20 protein-coding genes are annotated in these 18,205 nt (G+C 65.9%); 11 read left to right on the top strand and 9 right to left on the bottom strand.

The features are described 5' to 3' along the window. Nucleotides 1-94 precede the first annotated feature (94 nt). The 4 genes from ABIS05_RS02525 to gspG are packed head-to-tail and all read right to left on the bottom strand — an operon-like array spanning nt 95 to nt 1,953. On the bottom strand, nt 95-730 hold the full coding sequence (locus ABIS05_RS02525; protein WP_348013990.1) for a prepilin-type N-terminal cleavage/methylation domain-containing protein: 636 nt from the start codon (nt 728-730) through the stop codon (nt 95-97). Then, nucleotides 727-1,086, bottom strand: coding sequence for a type II secretion system minor pseudopilin GspI (gspI, locus tag ABIS05_RS02530; protein WP_348013991.1), 360 nt, complete (start codon nt 1,084-1,086; stop codon nt 727-729). The genes ABIS05_RS02525 and gspI overlap by 4 nt, the downstream gene beginning before the upstream one ends. After that, nucleotides 1,083-1,550 (bottom strand): prepilin-type N-terminal cleavage/methylation domain-containing protein, encoded by a 468-nt coding sequence (locus tag ABIS05_RS02535; RefSeq protein ID WP_348013992.1) that lies wholly within the window; start codon nt 1,548-1,550, stop codon nt 1,083-1,085. The genes gspI and ABIS05_RS02535 overlap by 4 nt, the downstream gene beginning before the upstream one ends. Further along, nucleotides 1,522-1,953, bottom strand: coding sequence for a type II secretion system major pseudopilin GspG (gspG, locus tag ABIS05_RS02540; RefSeq protein WP_348013993.1), 432 nt, complete (start codon nt 1,951-1,953; stop codon nt 1,522-1,524). Before gspG ends, ABIS05_RS02535 begins: the two co-directional genes overlap by 29 nt. Nucleotides 1,954-1,997: 44 nt before the next feature. On the opposite strand from gspG, the gene ABIS05_RS02545 reads away from it, so the two are divergent. Then, entirely contained in the window at nt 1,998-2,615 is a 618-nt protein-coding gene (locus tag ABIS05_RS02545) for a hypothetical protein (RefSeq protein WP_348013994.1), read from the top strand. Between the two features lie 3 nt (nt 2,616-2,618). Here the strand turns inward: ABIS05_RS02545 and ABIS05_RS02550 are convergent, their stop codons facing one another. Continuing rightward, entirely contained in the window at nt 2,619-3,692 is a 1,074-nt protein-coding gene (locus ABIS05_RS02550) for a nicotinate-nucleotide--dimethylbenzimidazole phosphoribosyltransferase (protein ID WP_348013995.1), read from the bottom strand. Nucleotides 3,693-3,725: 33 nt separating this feature from the next. After that, nucleotides 3,726-5,294, bottom strand: a complete 1,569-nt coding sequence (gene ilvA / locus ABIS05_RS02555) for a threonine ammonia-lyase, biosynthetic (RefSeq protein ID WP_407074903.1) — start codon at nt 5,292-5,294, stop codon at nt 3,726-3,728. Nucleotides 5,295-5,630: 336 nt separating this feature from the next. On the opposite strand from ilvA, the gene ABIS05_RS02560 reads away from it, so the two are divergent. Further along, a complete protein-coding gene (locus ABIS05_RS02560; protein WP_348013996.1) occupies nt 5,631-6,062 on the top strand; it encodes an OsmC family protein in 432 nt (143 codons plus the stop codon). Here the strand turns inward: ABIS05_RS02560 and coq7 are convergent, their stop codons facing one another. Then, on the bottom strand, nt 6,063-6,725 hold the full coding sequence (gene coq7 / locus ABIS05_RS02565; protein ID WP_348013997.1) for a 2-polyprenyl-3-methyl-6-methoxy-1,4-benzoquinone monooxygenase: 663 nt from the start codon (nt 6,723-6,725) through the stop codon (nt 6,063-6,065). Between the two features lie 194 nt (nt 6,726-6,919). Between coq7 and ABIS05_RS02570 the strand changes: the two genes are divergently transcribed. The 6 genes from ABIS05_RS02570 to ABIS05_RS02595 all read left to right on the top strand — a co-directional run bounded on the left by ABIS05_RS02570 (nt 6,920) and on the right by ABIS05_RS02595 (nt 13,334). Further along, nucleotides 6,920-7,957 carry a porin gene (locus tag ABIS05_RS02570; protein ID WP_348013998.1) on the top strand — a complete coding sequence of 346 codons (1,038 nt, stop codon included), beginning with the start codon at nt 6,920-6,922 and terminating at the stop codon, nt 7,955-7,957. Between the two features lie 129 nt (nt 7,958-8,086). Next, the gene (locus ABIS05_RS02575) at nt 8,087-9,244 is read left to right on the top strand and encodes a porin (protein WP_348013999.1); all 1,158 of its coding nucleotides are present in this window, start codon (nt 8,087-8,089) and stop codon (nt 9,242-9,244) included. Nucleotides 9,245-9,424: 180 nt separating this feature from the next. Further along, nucleotides 9,425-10,402 carry an ABC transporter permease gene (locus tag ABIS05_RS02580; protein ID WP_348014000.1) on the top strand — a complete coding sequence of 326 codons (978 nt, stop codon included), beginning with the start codon at nt 9,425-9,427 and terminating at the stop codon, nt 10,400-10,402. A gap of 9 nt (nt 10,403-10,411) precedes the next feature. Next, nucleotides 10,412-11,356 carry an ABC transporter permease gene (locus ABIS05_RS02585; protein ID WP_348014001.1) on the top strand — a complete coding sequence of 315 codons (945 nt, stop codon included), beginning with the start codon at nt 10,412-10,414 and terminating at the stop codon, nt 11,354-11,356. Between the two features lie 5 nt (nt 11,357-11,361). Then, nucleotides 11,362-12,342: an ABC transporter ATP-binding protein gene (locus ABIS05_RS02590; RefSeq protein ID WP_348014042.1), complete on the top strand. Its 981-nt coding sequence runs from the start codon at nt 11,362-11,364 to the stop codon at nt 12,340-12,342. Continuing rightward, a complete protein-coding gene (locus ABIS05_RS02595) occupies nt 12,339-13,334 on the top strand; it encodes an oligopeptide/dipeptide ABC transporter ATP-binding protein (protein WP_348014002.1) in 996 nt (331 codons plus the stop codon). Before ABIS05_RS02590 ends, ABIS05_RS02595 begins: the two co-directional genes overlap by 4 nt. On the opposite strand, the gene ABIS05_RS02600 is transcribed toward ABIS05_RS02595, so the two are convergent. Next, complete coding sequence (locus ABIS05_RS02600) at nt 13,331-13,480, bottom strand: LPS translocon maturation chaperone LptM (RefSeq protein WP_348014003.1); 150 nt, start codon at nt 13,478-13,480, stop codon at nt 13,331-13,333. The two genes, ABIS05_RS02595 and ABIS05_RS02600, sit on opposite strands and share 4 nt — an antisense overlap. Before the next feature lie 11 nt (nt 13,481-13,491). Here ABIS05_RS02600 and cyaY point away from each other — a divergent pair, with 11 nt between their 5' ends. Continuing rightward, on the top strand, nt 13,492-13,824 hold the full coding sequence (cyaY, locus tag ABIS05_RS02605) for an iron donor protein CyaY (RefSeq protein ID WP_348014004.1): 333 nt from the start codon (nt 13,492-13,494) through the stop codon (nt 13,822-13,824). Between the two features lie 6 nt (nt 13,825-13,830). Here the strand turns inward: cyaY and ABIS05_RS02610 are convergent, their stop codons facing one another. Further along, nucleotides 13,831-16,239: a penicillin-binding protein 1A gene (locus ABIS05_RS02610; protein ID WP_348014005.1), complete on the bottom strand. Its 2,409-nt coding sequence runs from the start codon at nt 16,237-16,239 to the stop codon at nt 13,831-13,833. Between the two features lie 283 nt (nt 16,240-16,522). Between ABIS05_RS02610 and ABIS05_RS02615 the strand changes: the two genes are divergently transcribed. After that, complete coding sequence (locus ABIS05_RS02615; protein ID WP_348014006.1) at nt 16,523-17,602, top strand: pilus assembly protein PilM; 1,080 nt, start codon at nt 16,523-16,525, stop codon at nt 17,600-17,602. Continuing rightward, on the top strand, nt 17,599-18,201 hold the full coding sequence (locus ABIS05_RS02620; protein ID WP_348014007.1) for a PilN domain-containing protein: 603 nt from the start codon (nt 17,599-17,601) through the stop codon (nt 18,199-18,201). Before ABIS05_RS02615 ends, ABIS05_RS02620 begins: the two co-directional genes overlap by 4 nt. The last annotated feature ends 4 nt before the right edge of the window (nt 18,202-18,205 follow it).

The raw sequence follows: 18,205 nt of genomic DNA on the forward strand, positions 1-18,205 counted from the left end.
TTCGCCAGGCTTGGCACGCCCTCTGGGCATCCCAAGTCCGGGCTCACTCCCCCCGAGGGCGTGCGAGCTTGCTTGGGGCGGCCCGACGCGGCGCTCATCGCACGGTCACTTCCAACTCGCGCGTCAGTGTGCCGACAAGGCCGCTGCCTTCGGCGAACTGCATCGCGATGCGCAGGCCGGCCGGCGTCTGGCCGGAAGCCTTGGGGTTGACCGGCCCGGCGTTGGTCTGCGCCGTGCCGCCGGTGGACTGGCAGTTGCTCCAGGCATTGCCCCAGAAGCAGTAGAACTGCCAGCCCGCCACGCCGTCGAAGGCACGCAGCGCCGGGTTGCCCTGGGCCAGCTGCTGCAGGCCGCGCTGGCGCTCGTTCTCCAGGTTCTCGATGGTCAGCACGCTGGGGCTTTCCCAGCGCCACAGACTGCTGTCGCGCAGGCTCCAGACGACGACTTGCAGGCCGGTCGGGGCCTGGCGCGTGAGCACGAGGTTGCCGCCGTCGAAGGCGATGGGCTGCACGGTGCTGTGGCTGTTCTGCAGCGCGCGCAGGTCGACCTCCCACTGGGCCAGCACGGTCTGCAGCCGCGCGGTCTGGGCCAGGCGCGCCTGCGCGATCTCACGGCTCTTCACAAGGGCGTCGATGCCGCGCCAGGCCATGGCCGCCATCGTCGCCATGACGACGAGGGCGACGAGCACTTCGACGAGGGTGAAGCCGCGGGTGCGGTCAGCGCTGTTCACGGCTTGCCCATGATGGTCGACAGCGTCAGCATCGGCCGGCCGGCGTCGTCCGCCACGTCGGCGTCGACGCGGCGGAACAGCGGGTTGGGCGTCGCACTGACCTTGAGCTTGCCGCCATAGGTGCGGCCGAGCTGCTCGCAGGAGAAGGGCGACTCGCCGATGTCGGGAAACTGCTGCGTCAGGCGCAGTTCGGTCAGCGTGTTCTCGGCGCACCACTGCGCGGCGCTGACCTGGGCCAGCCGGTCGGCGTTGCCGGTCAGCGCCCCGGCCGCCTTGATGCCGGCGCCGAGCGCGATGGCGACGATGACCAGGGCCACCAGCACCTCGATCAGTGTGAAGCCGACCTGCCTGTTCATTGGGGGGGAATGACGTCGAAGGCCGACAAACCGTCCGTGCCCAGCACGACGCGCTGGCTGCCGAGCTGCAGTTGCAGGCGCTGGGCCGGGATGAGGGGCTCCGGGCCGAGTACGAGGCCGGGGTTGGTGGCGCTTGCGTTCGCTATGGTCACGGCGACCGGGTCACCCAACCAGCGCGACGGCAGTTGGATGGTGCGCGGCAGGCCCTCGAAGCGGAAGTCGTCGCCGGTCTTGATGGCTGCGGGGATCCAGCGCACGGCCAGGCCCGAAGCGCGGCTCTCGGCACGCGCCGCCTCTAGCAGCGCAGCTAGGCGCTGGGCTTCTCGCTGCAGTTGCAGCTCGGCAGGGTCGCGCAGGGCCAGTGAAATCGTTGCGCTGGTGATGGCGATCAACGCCACCACGACGAGCAACTCGATCAGCGTGAAGCCGCGCGGCTTATTGCCAGGAGCCGACGTCAGCGTCACGGCCCTCACCGCCGGCGTGGCCGTCGGCGCCGAAGCTGTAGACATCGACCTCGCCCTTCACGCCGGGATTGGCGTACTGGTAGGGGTGGCCCCACGGGTCGTTGGGCAGCTTCTCTAGATAGTTCTTCCAGTTCGGCGGCGGCGTGCCGGCGGTCGGCTTGTGCACCAGCGCGTCCAAGCCCTGTTCGGCGCTGGGGTAGCGCTGGTTGTCGAGCTTGTAGAGCTTGAGCGCCTGCATCAGGTTGTTGACGTCGGTGCGGGCTGCGGTGACGCGAGCGTCCTCGGCGCGGTCCAGCACATTGGGCACGACGAGGGCCGCGAGCACGCCGATGATGACGAGCACGACCAGCAGTTCGATCAGCGTGAAGCCGCGGGCAAGGGAGGAACGACGCAGGGCAGACATGGATGAGCGCTTGGGCTGCAGTGAGCGGGCCATCATAATGGGCCATGCTTGCTCGATTGATGGCGTTCTGGGTGTGGCTGCTGCTCGGCGGCACCGTGGCTTACTGGGGTCTGCAGTTGCTCGCCCGGCCGCTGGCCATGCCGGCGTCGGTGCTGCCTGCCGGTGAGGTTCGGTCGGGGTCGGTCGACCTGGCCCGGCTGCTCGGTTCGGGCCCTGCTGAGCCGGCGCCCGGGCCCGAACTGGCACCGTCCACGCGGCTGCGCCTGGTCGGTGTCGTGGCGCCCAAGAGCGCCAAGGCAGCGGAGGCCGGCGAGGGCGTCGCGTTGATCGAGGTGGATGGCGTGACACGCACGGTGCGTGTTGGTGCCGTCGTCGATGGCGAGCTGCGGCTGCTGCGCGTGAATGCCCGCAGCGCCGGCCTGGGCCGGGTCGGCGATGCGCCTGTCCAGGTGCTGGAGATGAGCCCACCGGCCGCACCCGCAACGGGCTCGCTGATGGCGGCAGCGCCGTCCCCCGTGGTGCTGGGCGGCAACCCGCCTGGCACGATGCCGCAGGGGGCGCAGATGCAGCAGATGCCGCCCCCTCAAGCCGCCGCGCCGCCCGCTTACGGCATGCCCTTGGCCGCATCAGCTCCCGGCCCCCGTGGCCAGGAACTGCGCTGAGGTTCAGGCGCTCAGCGTGGGCACGTGAGCGCCGGGCTCGGGCCTGATCGCCAAGCGCGCCTCGGCCACTTCGTGCAGATCAGTCAGCAGCGCCGCCGCCGAGCGGATCATGGGCCAGGCCAGTGCCGCACCGGTGCCGTCGGCGCTGTCCATGCCCAGCTCCAGCAGGGCCGAGGCGTGGAACAGCGCCAGCGCTTCGTCCAGGCCCCGGTGCACGTGGCTGCGACAGAACACGGCGTAGTCGGTCACTGGCGCGCAGATCAGTGACGCGAGCTTGAGCGCCGCGCAGGCGGCGATACCGTCCACGATGATGAGGCTGCGCTTGCTGGCCGCCACGAGCATGGCACCCACCATGACGGCCAGCTCATGGCCGCCGAAGGCCGCCAGCAGGTCCATCGGGTCCTTGGCATCGCGGTGGCGGGCTTGGGCGCCCTGTAGCACATCGAGCAGATGGATGAGGTCGTCCTGGCGCATCGTCGGGCCGGAGACGACGAAGTCGCGCACCGGCTGATCGGCCAGGCGCGACAGCACCAGAGCCGCGCATTCGGCGGAACCCTGGCCCATGCCGGCGCAGGCCAGCACATTGCCGGGCAGGTTGTCGGCGATCTCCATGCCGACGCGCACGCCGGCATGCGCCTGCTCCACGCTCATGGCCAGCGCCGTGCGTGCATTGCGCGTGCCGTGGGCCACCTTGCGCGCCAGCAGCCGGGCATGGGGCGGCAGGTTGTCGGCAACGCCGCAGTCCACCACGGTCAGATGCAGCCCCTGCAGCCGCGCGAACACGGACACCGGCAACTGCGCGTGCAGGGCCATCTGCACCTGGTCCTTGGTCGCTCGGCCCCACTGGGCGCCAACGCCGTCGACAACGATGCCGTGGTCGGACGCGAACAGGCCGAGCACGGGATCGCGGAAGCGCGGCGTCAAGCTGTTCTGCACGAGCCCGAGGCGAACGGCCAGGGGTTCCAGTTCGCCCAGGCCGCCAGCAATGGCGGAACGGCGGTCGACGCGGTCGCGCAGCGCTTTTTCAAGCTCTGGATTGGCGGTGGGGGAGATCAGCGACTGTTGGGCGACGGTCATGGCGCGGGCGTTGATGGACCCGTGGATTTCAACTCAACCCAGGAACAAGCGGTAGACAGGGTTCGTTGTTTCATCCTCGAATGGGTAATTCAACCCACCGAGGAATTCCCTTAACGCGGCAGCGTCGCCCTTGGGTACCTGGATGCCGACGAGGATGCGGCCGTAGTCCGCGCCTTGGTTGCGGTAGTGGAAGAGGCTGATGTTCCAGTCCGGGTGCATGCTGGACAGGAACTTCATCAGCGCCCCCGGCCGCTCCGGGAACAGGAAGCGGTAAAGGCGCTCCTCGCGCGCCAGTTCGCTGCGCCCGCCGACCATATGACGGATGTGCTGCTTGGCGAGCTCGTCGTTGGTCAGGTCCAACGTCTGGAAGCCCGCCTTCGTGAAGGTGCGGGCCAGCTTGGCAGCGTCGTCGGGCTTGGAGATGGCGATGCCGACGAAGATGTGGGCGACGGCTGCGTCGGCGATGCGGTAGTTGAACTCGGTCACGCTGCGCGGCCCGAGCAACTCGCAGAAGCGTTTGAAGCTGCCGCGCGCCTCGGGAATGGTCACGGCGAACAGCGCCTCGCGGTGCTCGCCCACCTCGGCCCGCTCGGCGACGAAGCGCAGGCGGTCGAAGTTCATGTTGGCGCCGCAGGTGATGGCGATCAAGGTCTGACCCTTGGCGCCCGTGCTGGCGACGTACTGCTTGACGGCGGCCACACCCAGGGCACCTGCCGGCTCCAGGATGGAGCGCGTGTCCTCGAAGACGTCCTTGATCGCCGCGCAGACGGCGTCGGTGTCGACGAGGATGTAGTCGTCCACCAGCTCGCGCGTGATGCGGAAGGTTTCCTCGCCGACGAGCTTGACCGCCGTGCCGTCAGAGAACAGACCGACATCGCTGAGCGTCACGCGTTTGCCGGCCTTGACCGAGCGGACCATCGCATCGGAATCGGTCGTCTGCACGCCGATGATCTTGATGTCCGGCCGCAGCGCCTTGACGTAGGCCGCAACGCCCGAGATCAGGCCGCCGCCGCCGATGGCGACGAAGATGGCGTCGATGGGGCCGGGGTGCTGGCGCAGCAGCTCCATCGCGATCGTGCCCTGGCCGGCGATGACGTCGGGGTCATCGAAGGGATGCACGAAGGACAGGCGTTGTTCCCGCTCCAACTCCAGCGCGTGGCCATAGGCCTCGGTGAAACTTTCGCCGTGCAAGACTACCTCGCCGCCGAGTGCCTTGACGGCATCGATCTTGAGCTGAGGCGTTGTCACGGGCATCACGATGACGGCGCGGCAGCCTAGCTTCTTCGCCGACAGGGCCACGCCCTGGGCGTGGTTGCCGGCCGAGGCGCAGATGACGCCGGCAGCTCGCTGCTCAGGCGTCAGATGCGCCATCTTGTTGTACGCGCCGCGCAGCTTGAAGCTGAAGACGTCCTGCTCGTCCTCCCGCTTGAGCCAGACCTTGTTGGCCAGGCGCTTCGACAGCTTGGGGGCGACGGTGAGCGCGGTCTCGCGGGCGACCTCGTAGACCCGGGCGTTCAGGATGCGCTGCAGATAGCTGCTGCCGGGCGGCAACATGGCTGGCACCTGGGCTGCGGGTGCTTTGCGGCGCGAGGGGGCGCTCATCGGGTCTCCATGGGGGTCATTGGGGCGCCGCATGATAAGAGACGCGTCCCGCCAACCCGCGAAGACGGGCGTCGCGCCGCACCGCGGCGCGGACAGGCTTTTTGGCAAGAGGCCGGAGGCCGGTGGAGCGCCAGCGACGAGCCCGTCGCAACGGGCCTGCCAAAAAACGGACAAAAAAAACCCGAGCTCTTGCAAGCTCGGGTTGAATCCACCATGGAGGCGGTGGAGGAGACAATCGGTGCGAAAGCGTTTTCGCGTGCTTGCAGTTTAGCGTCGAGTTATGCTGCGGTGCAATATTTTTCTGTGAACAAATTGGAATTGGCTCCTTAGATGACGATGGAATGCACAGTCAGTTGGCTTGGTTCGGAGGGGCCGAGCGGCATGAGCTTCGTTGCCGAGACCGGCAGCGGCCATGTATTGACCATGGATGGCGCCCCCGATGGTGGCGGCCGCAACCTGGCGCCGCGGCCGATGGAAACGGTGCTCGCTGGCACCGGTGGCTGCACGGCCTACGACGTTGTGCTGATCCTGAAGCGTGGCCGCCACGACGTGCGTGGCTGCAAGGTCGTGCTGAAGGCGGAGCGCGCCACGAGCGATCCCAAGGTGTTCACGGCAATCCATTTCCACTTCATCGTCAGCGGCAAGGGCCTGAAGCCGGAGACCGTGGAGCGCGCCGTCGCGCTGTCTCACGAGAAATACTGCTCCGCGACGGCCATGCTGGCCAAGGCTTCGGCGATCAGCACGTCCTTCGAAGTCGTCGACAGCTGATCAGAAGCGATGGGCCACGGTCGTCATGACCTTGGCCGCCGCGCGCATCAGGCCGCGCACGGGCGCCGGCAACGGCAACGCACCGGCCGCAAGAGCGGCGTCGGCGTGCTCGGCCTCCTCGCGCTTCATCTGCTCGACGACGGCCCGCGACGCGGTGTCGCCTTCGGGTAGCCGGTCCAGATGCGAGGCCAGATGGGCTTCGACCTGGCGTTCGGTCTCAACTACAAAGCCGAGACTGCGGCGGTCGCCCGACATCCCGGCGAGGCTGCCCCAGGCGAAGGCGCCTGCCCACCAAAGCGGTGCGAGATGGCTGGTATGCGTGCCGAGATCGACGACGCGCTCGGCCGTCCAGGCCAGGTGATCCAGCTCCTCCTGGGCCGCCTGCTCGAAATGCCGGCGCAGTTCGTCACTGCGGCCAAACAGTGCCTGCGATTGATAGAGCGCCTGAGCGCAGATTTCTCCGACGTGGTTGACCCGCATCAGCGCACCGGCTTCCCGTGCTTCGGCGGCGCTTAGCGCGATTGACTCATTGCCGACTGCGGGAGACGGACGCCCCGCTCGTGGCGGCGCGAAGACGGTTCGCAGACCGGAATCGAGCGCGCCAAGGAGGCGATCTCCAAAACTGACGGGGCGGGGAAAGCTTGCGCTTGTGTGCGGTTGCATTCAGTTAACGATCATTGATATGGCGAAATCGTGACAGGATCTATCGTTGTCCTCGGACAACGCCAACACACAATTTCATATCCGTAAATTCCCGAGCGGGTCAAACCTGTAGTGGAATACGCGGACTTCCTCACAGGAGGTAAGCCACCGCGCCGTCTCGGCCGGCGGCTCGGATGAATATCTAGGAGTATCGAATGAAGAAAGCTCTGATTGCCTTGGCCGTCCTCGGTCTGACCGGCGGCGCTGCTGTTGCGCAATCCTCCGTCACGTTGTTCGGCGTCATCGATGCCGACATGAAGTACGTCAAAACCGGCTCGCTCAAGCTGAAGAAGCTGGATTCCGGTGGCCTGAACACCAGCCGTTTCGGTGTCCGCGGCACGGAAGACCTGGGCGGCGGCCTGAAGGCTGGCTTCTGGCTGGAATCCCAAGTTGATGCCGACACCGGTGTCGCTGGTGGTGGCAGCGCCTTCTGGGGCCGTCGCGCCACGGTCAGCCTGAGCGGCGATTTTGGTGAGGTGCGCCTGGGTCGCAACAAGACCGTCTCGCGCCTGCATCTTGAAGACTTCGACCCGACCTCGTTTACCGGTCTGGGCAGCGTCAGCGCCGTTTACAGCAACCTGGGCAGCGGCAACGGCACGTCTTTCGGCCGTGCTGACAATCTGGCGTCGTATTCCCTCCCCAGCAACCTGGGCGGTTTCTACGGCGGTGTGGATGTCTCGGCCGGTGAAGGTACAGGCACCAACAAGGGCCAATCGGCTCGTCTGGGCTACAAGGCCGGCCCCCTGCATGTGTCGGGCGCTTACGCCAGCACGTCCAATGCAGCAGACAGCAGCAAGTTCAAGCTGACTTCGGTTGCCGCAGCTTATGACTTCGGCGGGGTTCGCCCGTCGCTGTCGTACACGGAATCCAAGTACATGTCGCGCAAGCAGCAGATCCTGACGGCTGCCGTGACGGTGCCGCTGGGCCAGGGCCAACTGATCGCTTCGTTCACGGATGCCAAGGCCAATTCCACGGCTGAGACGTCTGTGGTTGGCTACACCGCGATCGGCGATGCAAAGTTGTTCGCGATCGGCTATGCCTACAACCTGTCCAAGCGTACTGCGCTGTACACGACGTTCTCGCAACTCGACAACGATGGCGCTGCGCGCTTCACCGTCTCGGGTGCTCCGGCAGCAACCGCTGGCGGCCAGAAGTCCACCGGCTTCGACGTCGGCGTCCGCCACAGCTTCTGATCAAGACGCCGCGACTTCTCAGTCGCGGCCGGTCACGCAAGCCGCCTTCGGGCGGCTTTTTTTGTGCGCCCAGCATGGGTGCACTCTGCTGCAAGCGCTGCGAGGGTCAGTTTGGGGCGCGGGGAAGCCATGTGGGTAAGGAACAACAGGGGTAGCGCCCCGAGGCAGTGCTTCGCTGAGAATAAGGTGGTTCACTTTTCTTCGCAGGAGACAACCTTGATGAAAAAAGCTACTTTGGCCCTCGCCATTCTGGCCGCCAGCACTTCCGCCGCCTGGGCTCAATCCAGCGTGACCCTGTATGGCATCGTGGACGCAGCAGCGCGTTACACGACCAATGCCAACCCCGGGCAATCCGACAAGCAACTCGTCCCGGGTGGCATGTCGCAAAGCCGCCTCGGTGTGAATATCGTTGAAGACATGGGCGGCGGCCTCAAGGCACTCGCGAACATGGAGCACCGCTTCAATTCGGACACGGGCGTGACGTCCTCGCCAACCGATTTCTGGCGCCAGGCCTGGGTTGGCCTGCAGTCCAGCGAATTCGGTCAGATTCGCCTTGGCCGCCAATACAACGTCCTGTTCGACGTCTACACGTCGACGTACGCGTCCTTCCGCTACTCGCCCTACATCGAGGCGTACAAGCCCGAAATCGGCCTGTCTGCCGGCGCACGCCAGGACAACATGGTCAAGTATCTGGCGCAGTTCGGGAACGTCTATGCCGAGCTCTCGATGTCCGCCGGCGAAGGCAACTCGCAGAACAAGTCCGAAGGTGGGCTGCTGCGTTACGCCGATGGCACCTTTGGATTCGGCGGCGCTTACCTGCAGGTGACCGACACGACCGGCAAGAAGGTCAAGGCCACGACGATCGGCGGCTCTTATACCGCTGGCCCGCTGTACGTGAGTCTGGCCTGGGCGCAGAACAAGTTCGACACCGGCAGCCTGCTGCAGGCGGGTTACACCAGCGGCATGCTGAATGCGCAGAGCGCCGTCAATGCAGCCGGCAACAGCGTCTCCAAGCGTGAGATGTGGTCCGGTGGTGCGACGTATCAACTGACGACGCAGCTGAATCTGGGCGCTCATTACTGGCACGCGACCCAGACGCATCAGCTGGCTTCGCTGCCCGGCACCAGCAAGGCCGACTTCTTCGCGGCTGTTGCTGACTACGCTTTCTCCAAGCGTACCGATGCTTACCTGGAAGTGGACTACACCAAGTTCAACGGCGCCGTGGCGTACCTGAACGGCGCTCAAAAGCGCGGTGGTGCCATGGTGGGCCTGCGTCACCGTTTCTGATCGACAAAGACAGGCGTTAAGCCTGTTCGCTCAGTCCAACGGGCCGCGTCAGCGGCCCGTTTTTATTGTTGGCATCGCTCTTGCCCGTCTAGGGCTTTCCCGGAAGTCCGGCCCGCCGGTCTTCGCCATGATCGCGCCACCCTGCGCACCGCGGCATCGGTCCACGCCACTCGAAGCTTCATGCTGGTTTTCATCCTCCGCCGATTGGCTCAGGCCGTCGTTGTCATGCTCTCGGTCGCCTTCATTGCCTTCATGCTGTTCCAGTATGTCGGTGACCCGGTCACGAACCTGCTGGGTCAGGACGCGACGGAGGAGCAGCGCGTCACACTGCGCAAGGACCTCGGTCTGGATCAGCCCTTCCCGGTGCAATTTGCACGTTTCGCCGTCAATGCGGCGCAGGGCGAGTTCGGCATCAGCCTGCGTCAGGGCCGCAAGGTGTCCAGCCTCATCGTCGAGCGCTTTCCGGCGACGCTGGAACTCGCTCTCGTCGCTGGCCTGATTGCGCTTGGCTTCGGCATCCCGCTTGGTGTCTATGCCGCCCTGCGGCGCGGCAAGGCGAGTGCGCAGTTGCTGATGACCGGCACGCTGTTCGGCGTCAGCCTGCCCAACTTCGTCATCGGCATCGTGCTGATCTGGGTGTTTGCGGTGGAGCTGAAGTGGCTGCCCAGCTTTGGCCGCGGCGAGGTGGTGGACATCGGTGGCTGGACCTCGGGCCTGCTGACGCGCGATGGCCTGCTGCATCTGATCTTGCCTGCCTTCACGCTGTCGGCCTTTCAGCTCACGCTGATCATGCGGTTGGTGCGCGCCGAGATGCTTGAGGTGCTGCGCACCGACTACATCCGTTTCGCGCGCGCCCGTGGGTTGACCAACCGCAGCGTCTACTTCGGCCATGCGTTGAAGAACACGCTGGTGCCGGTCATCACCATCACCGGCCTGCAACTCGGCTCGCTGATCGCCTTCGCCATCATCACCGAGCAGGTCTTCCAGTGGCCCGGCATGGGCCTGCTCTTCATCCAGGCCGTGCAGTTCGCTGACATCCCCGTCATGGCGGCCTACCTCTGCTTGATCTCGCTGATCTTCGTCGTCATCAACCTCGGCGTGGATCTCCTCTATTTCGCCGTCGACCCGCGCCTGCGCGTCGAGGGCAAGGCGCACTGAACACACACGATGGCAGTCGACGCCAATCCCAATGCCACGCCGTCGGCCTCCGCGCTACGCGGCTTTTTCGACGGCGACGTCTGGCACTCTTTCCGCTCGTCACCCGTGGCGATGCTGGCGGCCGCCATCACGCTGATCTGCTTCATCTGCGCGCTGTTTGCCGAGGTTGTCGCGCCGCACAACCCGTTCGACCTGGCGACGCTGGAGCTGATGGACTCGCTGAAGGCCCCCGCCTGGATCAGCGGCGGCGAGACGAAGTACCTGCTCGGCACGGATGGCCAGGGCCGCGACATCCTGTCGGCGCTGATGTACGGCGCACGCATTTCGCTGCTCGTCGGCATCGCCTCGGTGCTGCTGTCCATCGTCATCGGCGTCAGCCTGGGGTTGCTGGCAGGCTTTCTAGGCGGGCGGACCGACGCCTTCGTCATGCGCATCTGCGACGTGATGCTGTCCTTCCCGTCCATCCTGGTCGCGCTGATGATCAGCGGCGTGGGTCGCAGCCTGTTCCCCAATGCGCCCGACGCGCTGGCCTTCGTCGTGCTCGTGCTGGCCATCTCGCTGACGGGCTGGGTGCAGTACGCGCGCACCGTGCGCGGCTCGACGCTGGTGGAGCGCAACAAGGAGTACGTGCAGGCGGCCCGCGTCATCGGTGTCGGGTCTTTCCGCATCATGCGCCGCCACGTGCTGCCCAATGTGCTCGGGCCGGTGCTGGTGCTCGCCACCATCCAGATCGCCTCGGCCATCATCACGGAGGCGACGCTGTCCTTCCTCGGTGTCGGCGTGCCGGTCACCAGCCCGTCGCTGGGCACGCTGATCCGCAACGGCAATGACTATCTGTTCTCGGGCGAATGGTGGATCACCGCCTGGCCCAGCCTGACGCTCGTGCTGATCACGCTCAGCGTGAACCTGCTGGGCGACTGGCTGCGCGACGCGCTCAACCCGAGGCTGCGTTGATGGCGATGACCGCTCCCTTGCTTGAAGTCAGCCACCTGCGCGTGGAGTTCCCGACCCGCCACGGCACGCTGCTGGCGCTGGACGACATCTCCTTCTCGATTGCGCCCGGCGAGATCCTCGGCGTCGTCGGCGAATCCGGCGCCGGCAAGTCGCTGACCGGCGCGGCCATCATCGGCCTGCTGGACCCGCCGGGCCGCATCGCTGCCGGTGAGATCAGATTGGCGGGCCGGCGCATCGACAACCTGCCCTACGAGCAGATGCGCCGCGTGCGTGGCCGCGAGATCGGGGCCGTCTTCCAGGACCCGCTGACCTCACTGAACCCGCTCTACACGGTCGGCCACCAACTCGTCGAGACCATCACGACCCACCTCGACCTGACGGCGTCGCAGGCCCGCAAGCGCGCGGTCGAACTGCTCGCCTCCACCGGCATCCCGGCGCCCGAGGCGCGCATCGACCACTTCCCGCACCAGTTCTCCGGCGGCATGCGCCAGCGCGTCGTCATCGCGTTGGCGCTGGCGGCCGAGCCCAAGCTCATCGTTGCCGACGAGCCGACGACGGCGCTCGACGTGTCCATCCAGGCGCAGATCATTGCGCTGCTCAAAAAGGTCTGCAAAGACCAGGGCGCGGCCGTCATGCTGGTCACGCACGACATGGGCGTCATCGCGGAAACCTGCGACCGTGTCGCCGTCATGTACGCGGGCCGCATCGCCGAGATCGGGCCTGTCGCCGACGTCATCCACCGCCCGGCCCACCCCTACACCGTCGGCCTGATGGGCTCCATCCCCGCCATGGACGAGGACCGCGAGCGCCTGCTGCAGATCGATGGCTCCATGCCTCGGCTAACGGCTATCCCGCCGGGCTGCGCCTTCAACCCGCGCTGCAGCCGCGTCGTCGAACGCTGCCGCGCCGAGCGGCCCGATCTGGCCTCGGTCGGCGCGACGAGCGCCGCCTGCTGGCGCCCCGTGACCGTGGAGGTGGCGCGATGAGCCAGCCACTCGTCGAGGTACACGACCTCGCCAAGATCTTTGACGTGTCGCCGCCGTGGCTGAACCGCGTCGTTGAGCGCAAGCCCAAGGCCTTCGTGCATGCGGTCGACGGCGTCTCCTTCGCCATCGAGCGCGGCAAGACACTCGCGCTGGTCGGTGAAAGCGGCTGCGGCAAGAGCACGGTCGCGCGGCTGCTGGTCGGCCTTTACGGTGCGACACGCGGCTCGGTGAGCTTTGACGGCGAAGACATCGTCAAGACGCTGGCCGGCGCCGGCGCGGGCCCCCTGCGGCGACGCATGCAGATGATCTTCCAGGACCCGTATGCGTCACTGAACCCGCGCTGGAAGGTGCTGTACATCGTCGCCGAGCCGCTGCGAGAGCATGGCCTCGTGAAGGGCGATGCCGAGGCCCGCCGACGTGTCGGCGAGCTGCTGAGCTCGGTCGGCCTGAACCCGGCCGACGCCGAGAAGTTCCCGCACCAGTTCTCCGGCGGCCAGCGCCAGCGGATCTCGATTGCGCGGGCGCTGGCGACGAATCCGGAGTTCCTCGTCTGCGACGAACCGACCTCGGCGCTGGATGTGTCTGTGCAGGCCCAGGTCCTCAACATCATGAAGGACCTGCAGCGCGAGAAGGGCCTGACCTATCTCTTCATCTCGCACAACTTGGCCGTCGTGCGCCATGTGGCGGACCAGGTCGGCGTCATGTACCTCGGCCGGCTTGTCGAGGTGGCGGGCAAGGCCGAGCTGTTCGCGCAGCCGAAGCATCCGTACACGCGCATGTTGCTGGATGCCATTCCCGACATTCACATGACCGGACGCGCGCGCACGCCGGTGCAGGGCGAGGTGCCCAACCCACTCAACCCGCCCAGCGGCTGCAGCTTCCATCCGCGCTGCCCGCTGGCGAACGCGCGCTGCATGGCAGAGCGGCCGGCGTTGTTGGAGATCAGCGGTGTGCGCGTGGCCTGCCACGCGGTGGAAGAGCGCAGGGCTTAGCGCGCCGGTGCCGAGGACGGCGACGAGGCCGAGGCGGCTGATTTGGGCAGCGTCAACGGCCCCTTTTGTCCACAACCCGCAAGGGCGGTAAGGGTGATCAGCAGCGCTGCAAAGCGCCCACCTACACTGACGGCTGTCTTGTTCATCCGCCCAGTTTATGTCCCTGTCCGACGCCGATTACCTCACCAAGGCCCACGCGCTGCTTGCCCATATCGAGGCGCAGATCGACGCCTGGCTGGACGAAGACGTGGTTGACATCGACACCCACAGAACGGGCGGCTTGCTGGAACTCAGCATGCCGGGCGGCAGCAAGATCGTGCTGAACACCCAGCCGCCGCTGCAGGAGCTCTGGCTGGCTGCGCGCTCGGGGGGCTTTCACTACAAGTGGGACGGCGCTCAGTGGGTGGACCGCGAGGGCCAGGAGTTCCTCGCGCGGCTGTCGCGCTGCGCGAGCGAGCAGGCCGGCCAAGCGCTGACGTTCAGCGCTTGATCCTCATCATCGTTTGAAGAGGTCGAGGATCGACTTCTTCTCGTCGTCGGTTGCGGCCGGTGGTGCATTCGGCTCATTGGCGAGTTCGCGCACGCCGCTGCCGGCCGTGTACTCCTCGTAGAACCACTCGCCGTTCACGTTGACGACGCCTTCGGGCGGCGTCACTTCGTCGACCGGCTTGCCACGCAGCGCGAACTGCATGTACTCGATCCAGACCGGCAGGCTCAGGCCCCCGCCCGTTTCGCGGTCGCCGAGCTTGCGCGGCTGGTCGTAGCCGATCCAGACGATGGCGACGACATCCTTCTGGTAGCCGGCGAACCAGGCGTCCATCGAGTCGTTGGTCGTACCGGTCTTGCCGTAGATGTCGGGGCGCTTGAGCGTGGCTTGTGCGCGCGCTGCCGTGCCGCTGCGCGCGACCTCCTGCAGCAGGCTGCTCATCAGGAAGGCGTTGCGCGGCTCGATGGCGCGAGCGTTGTCCGTCAGCGTGACGGGCAGCGCCTCGTAGAGCAGCCGACCCTTGTTGTCAGTGATGCGGCTGATGAGCTGCGGGTTGACGCGAAAGCCGCCATTGGCGAACACCGAATAACCCTGGGCCATCTGCATCGGCGTGACGGAACCGGCGCCGAGCGCCATCGTCAGATAGGCCGGGTGCTTCTCGGCCTCGAAGCCGAAGCGCGTGATCCATTCCTGCGCGTAGCGCACGCCGATGGAGTTCAGCACGCGGATGGAGACCATGTTCTTGGATTTGGCCAGGGCCGTGTGCAGCGGCATCGGGCCTTCGAACTTGCCGTCGTAGTTTTTGGGCTCCCAGGGCTGGCTGCCGGTCGTGCCGGCGTCGAAGAACAACGGCGCGTCGTTGACGATCGTGGCGGGCGTGAAGCCCTTTTCCAGCGCGGCCGAGTAGATGAAGGGCTTGAAGCTGGAGCCCGGCTGGCGCCAGGCCTGAATGACGTGGTTGAACTTGTTCTTGGCGTAGTCGAAGCCGCCTACCAGGGCGCGCACCTGGCCGTTGTGCGGGTCCAGCGAGATGAAGGCGCCCTCCACCTCGGGCAACTGTGTGATGGTCCATTCGCCCCCGTCCTTCTGCTTCGCGCCCTTGACGACGCGGATGACCGCGCCGCGGCGAATGCGCGTCTTGGGGTTGCCCTTGTCGGACAGGCCGGACGTGGCGGGCCTCAGGCCCTCGCCGACGATGGTGATGGCGTCACCACTCTGCAGCACGGCCGTGACCTTCTTCGGATCGGCCTCCAGCACGACGGCTGCCAGCAATTCGTCGTTGGCGGGGTGGTCGGACAAAGCCTCGGCGATGCGCGAATCCAGCGCCTTGGCGTCGCCCGGCAGGTCGGCATAGGCCTCGGGGCCGCGGTAGACCTGGCGCTTCTCGTAGTCGAGGATACCTCGGCGCAGCGCGCGGTAGGCGGTGTTCTGCTCGTCGCTGTTCAGCGTCAGGTAGACGTTCAGGCCACGCGAATAGGCCTCGTCGCCGTACTGGCTGAAGATCAACTGGCGCGCCGCCTCGGCGACGAACTCCGCGTGCGTGGCCGACTCCTGTACTGGCCGGATGAGCAGCTTCTCGGCCTTGGCTTCATCGCGCTGCTCTTCGGTGATGTAGCCCGTCTCGTACATCCGTTCGATGATGTATTGCTGGCGGATGGTGGCGCGCTTGGGGTTGTTGATGGGGTTGTAGGCCGACGGCGCCTTGGGTAGGCCGGCCAGCATGGCGGCCTCGGCAATGCTCAGCTTGTCCAGGGTCTTGCCGAAGTACACCTCGCTGGCCGCAGCGAAGCCGTGCGCGCGGTGGCCCAGGAAGATCTGGTTCATGTAGATCTCGAGGATCTTTTCCTTGGGCAGGGCCGCTTCAATCTTGAGCGCCAGCAGGATCTCGTAGATCTTGCGGGTGAAGGTCTTCTCGGTCGACAGATAGAAGTTGCGGGCCAGTTGCATCGTGATCGTCGACGCGCCCTGGCTGCGCGACTCGCCGACGTTGGCCAGGCCGGCGCGGATGACGCCGAGGTAGTCCACACCGCCGTGCTGGTAGAAGCGCGCGTCCTCGATGGCCAGTACGGCCTCCTGCATCAGCTTGGGGATCTGCTGGATCGGCAGATAGCTGCGCCGCTCCTCGCCGAACTCGCCCAACAGCACCCCGTCGCTGGACAGCACGCGCATCGGCAGCTTGGGGCGGTAGTCCGTCAAGCCGCCGATGTCAGGCAGGTTGGGGTAGGCCAGCGCGAGGCCCAGCCCCAGCAGCAAAGCCACCGCAGCAGCGCCGCCCGCCAGCAGGCCCAGGCCCCACAGGGCCAGATGACCCAGGCGGGCGCCGAGCGAGGCGGTCGCGCGGGAGGTGGGCGGGGAGCCGGCAGTTGCGGAGGCCGCAGCAGGGGCGCTGGGCGCAGCGGAGCGAGACTTGTCTTTCATGTGCCGGCAAAGCGCGCCCGCAGGCGTGTGGGGATGAGTCGGGCGATTATAGGAAGCAGCATCTGGGCGCTCGCGTATACCGACCGTGTCCACAAACAACGTGTCAAACGACCGCTTTCCCTGTGTTTTTCAGGAGCTTGCAATCTTGTTGAATCGTGTATGTTTAGCAACGTGGCGTTACCAGCGCGAGCCGGATTTCCGTTCGGAGTCAAAGGCTTTGCTGCTAGCATTGAAGTAACTTATTAATAGTCGATACGTAACTGGCATATCGGGGACAAAGGGCATGGGAATAATTGATGCACTTTTGGGGCGCACGCACCCTCCCATGATCGGTCTGGATATCAGCTCCTCCAGCGTCAAGCTGGTGGAGTTGAGCCAGACCAAGGGTGGCGAATTTGTGCTGGAGCGTTTTGCGAGCGAGCCCTTCGAAAAAGGCTGGATCGCGGACGGCCAGATCGAGAAATTTGACGAAGTGGCTGATGCCGTGCGCCGTGTCGTTGCCCGCAGCGGCAGCAAGACCCGCGATGCCGCCCTGGCCATGCCCCAGTCCGCCGTCATCACCAAGAAGATCATGCTGCCGGCCGGCCTGCGCGAGGAAGAGCTCGAGCTGCAGGTCGAAGCCGAAGCCAATCAATACATTCCGTTCTCGCTCGACGAGGTCAGCCTGGATTTCTGCGTCATGGGCCCCAGCCCGACGTCGGTCGGTGACGTCGAGGTGCTGATCGCCGCGTCCCGCAAGGATCGGGTCCAGGACAGGCAAGGTTTGGCCGAAGCCGCCGGCTTGCGGCCCGTCGTACTGGACATCGAATCGCATGCGTCGCGCATGGCCATGGGTCGCCTCATCGCTGCGTTGCCAAACGCCGGCCGTGACGCACTTGTCGCCCTCTTCGAAATCGGCGCCGACACCACCAGCCTGAAGGTACTGCGCGACGACGAACTGCTCTACGACCGCGACCAGTCCTTCGGTGGCGCTCAACTGACGCAACTCATCTCGCGCCAGTACGGCTTCTCCTTCGAAGAGGCCGAGCAGAAGAAGTTGTCCAGCGATCTTCCTGAGGACTACGAGACCGGCGTGTTGACCCCCTTCGTCGACAGCCTGTCGCAGGAAATCGGCCGGGCGCTGCAGTACTTCTTTACCAGCACGCCGCACCACAAGGTCCATTACGTGATGCTCGCCGGTGGCACGGCGACACTGCCCGGGCTCAAGGAGCGCGTGACCGACCTGACCGGCTTCGCCTGCATGGTGGTGAATCCATTCGACAACATGGGCCTGGCCTCAACGGTGCGCGAATCCAAGCTGCAGCGTGAGGCGCCGTCCTATCTCACCGCCTGCGGCCTCGCGATGCGGAGGTTCTTCCAGTGATCCTGATCAACCTGCTGCCTTACCGTGAGGAAAGGCGCAAGCGGCGCAAGGCCGCGTTCTTCGCGGGGATGGGCCTGGCTGCCGTTGTCGGCGCGGGCATCGTCGTGGCCGTCTATCTGCTGCTGCAGTTCCTGACGCAGGAGCAGCAGTCGCACAACCAGTACATCCAGAGCGAGATCACGCGCCTGGAAGCGCAGATCAAGGACATCGCCAACCTCAAGGCGGAGATCGAGTCGCTGAAGTCGCGCCAGCGCGCGGTGGAAGACCTGCAGACCGACCGCAACACGCCCGTGCAGTTGCTCAACGACCTGGCACGGCTGGCGCCTGAAGGGATCTACCTCACCGCCATCCGCCAGGCCGACAAGGTCGTCACGGTCAGCGGTATCGCCCAGACCAATGAACGGGTCTCCGAGTTCCTGCGCAACGTGTCGCGCGGCTCGGAATGGCTGGAAAAGCCGGACCTCATCGAGGTGAAGCTGGCGAATGTGACGGCCAACACGCGCGACCAACGCCGGCTGCTGGACTTCTCCATGAAGGTCTCGATCAAGGCGCCGCCGCGTGACCCTGCATCGGCCGCTTCCGCACCCAAGAAGGGCTGATCGA

The organism is Roseateles sp. (genome assembly GCF_039929605.1).
In the GTDB taxonomy this organism is placed as follows: Bacteria; Pseudomonadota; Gammaproteobacteria; order Burkholderiales; family Burkholderiaceae_C; genus Pelomonas.

Bases quoted from the DNA above. Each gene is read 5' to 3' on its own strand.
- ABIS05_RS02595 (WP_348014002.1), top strand. From the start codon at position 12,339: ATGAGCCAGCCACTCGTCGAGGTACACGACCTCGCCAAGATCTTTGAC.
- ABIS05_RS02580 (WP_348014000.1), top strand. From the start codon at position 9,425: ATGCTGGTTTTCATCCTCCGCCGATTGGCTCAGGCCGTCGTTGTCATG.
- ABIS05_RS02590 (WP_348014042.1), top strand. From the start codon at position 11,362: ATGACCGCTCCCTTGCTTGAAGTCAGCCACCTGCGCGTGGAGTTCCCG.
- cyaY (WP_348014004.1), top strand. From the start codon at position 13,492: ATGTCCCTGTCCGACGCCGATTACCTCACCAAGGCCCACGCGCTGCTT.
- ABIS05_RS02610 (WP_348014005.1), bottom strand. From the start codon at position 16,239: ATGAAAGACAAGTCTCGCTCCGCTGCGCCCAGCGCCCCTGCTGCGGCC.
- coq7 (WP_348013997.1), bottom strand. From the start codon at position 6,725: ATGCAACCGCACACAAGCGCAAGCTTTCCCCGCCCCGTCAGTTTTGGA.
- ilvA (WP_407074903.1), bottom strand. From the start codon at position 5,294: ATGAGCGCCCCCTCGCGCCGCAAAGCACCCGCAGCCCAGGTGCCAGCC.
- ABIS05_RS02550 (WP_348013995.1), bottom strand. From the start codon at position 3,692: ATGACCGTCGCCCAACAGTCGCTGATCTCCCCCACCGCCAATCCAGAG.
- ABIS05_RS02585 (WP_348014001.1), top strand. From the start codon at position 10,412: ATGGCAGTCGACGCCAATCCCAATGCCACGCCGTCGGCCTCCGCGCTA.
- ABIS05_RS02600 (WP_348014003.1), bottom strand. From the start codon at position 13,480: ATGAACAAGACAGCCGTCAGTGTAGGTGGGCGCTTTGCAGCGCTGCTG.
- ABIS05_RS02570 (WP_348013998.1), top strand. From the start codon at position 6,920: ATGAAGAAAGCTCTGATTGCCTTGGCCGTCCTCGGTCTGACCGGCGGC.
- ABIS05_RS02575 (WP_348013999.1), top strand. From the start codon at position 8,087: ATGTGGGTAAGGAACAACAGGGGTAGCGCCCCGAGGCAGTGCTTCGCT.
- ABIS05_RS02545 (WP_348013994.1), top strand. From the start codon at position 1,998: ATGCTTGCTCGATTGATGGCGTTCTGGGTGTGGCTGCTGCTCGGCGGC.
- gspI (WP_348013991.1), bottom strand. From the start codon at position 1,086: ATGAACAGGCAGGTCGGCTTCACACTGATCGAGGTGCTGGTGGCCCTG.
- ABIS05_RS02560 (WP_348013996.1), top strand. From the start codon at position 5,631: ATGGAATGCACAGTCAGTTGGCTTGGTTCGGAGGGGCCGAGCGGCATG.
- ABIS05_RS02615 (WP_348014006.1), top strand. From the start codon at position 16,523: ATGGGAATAATTGATGCACTTTTGGGGCGCACGCACCCTCCCATGATC.
- gspG (WP_348013993.1), bottom strand. From the start codon at position 1,953: ATGTCTGCCCTGCGTCGTTCCTCCCTTGCCCGCGGCTTCACGCTGATC.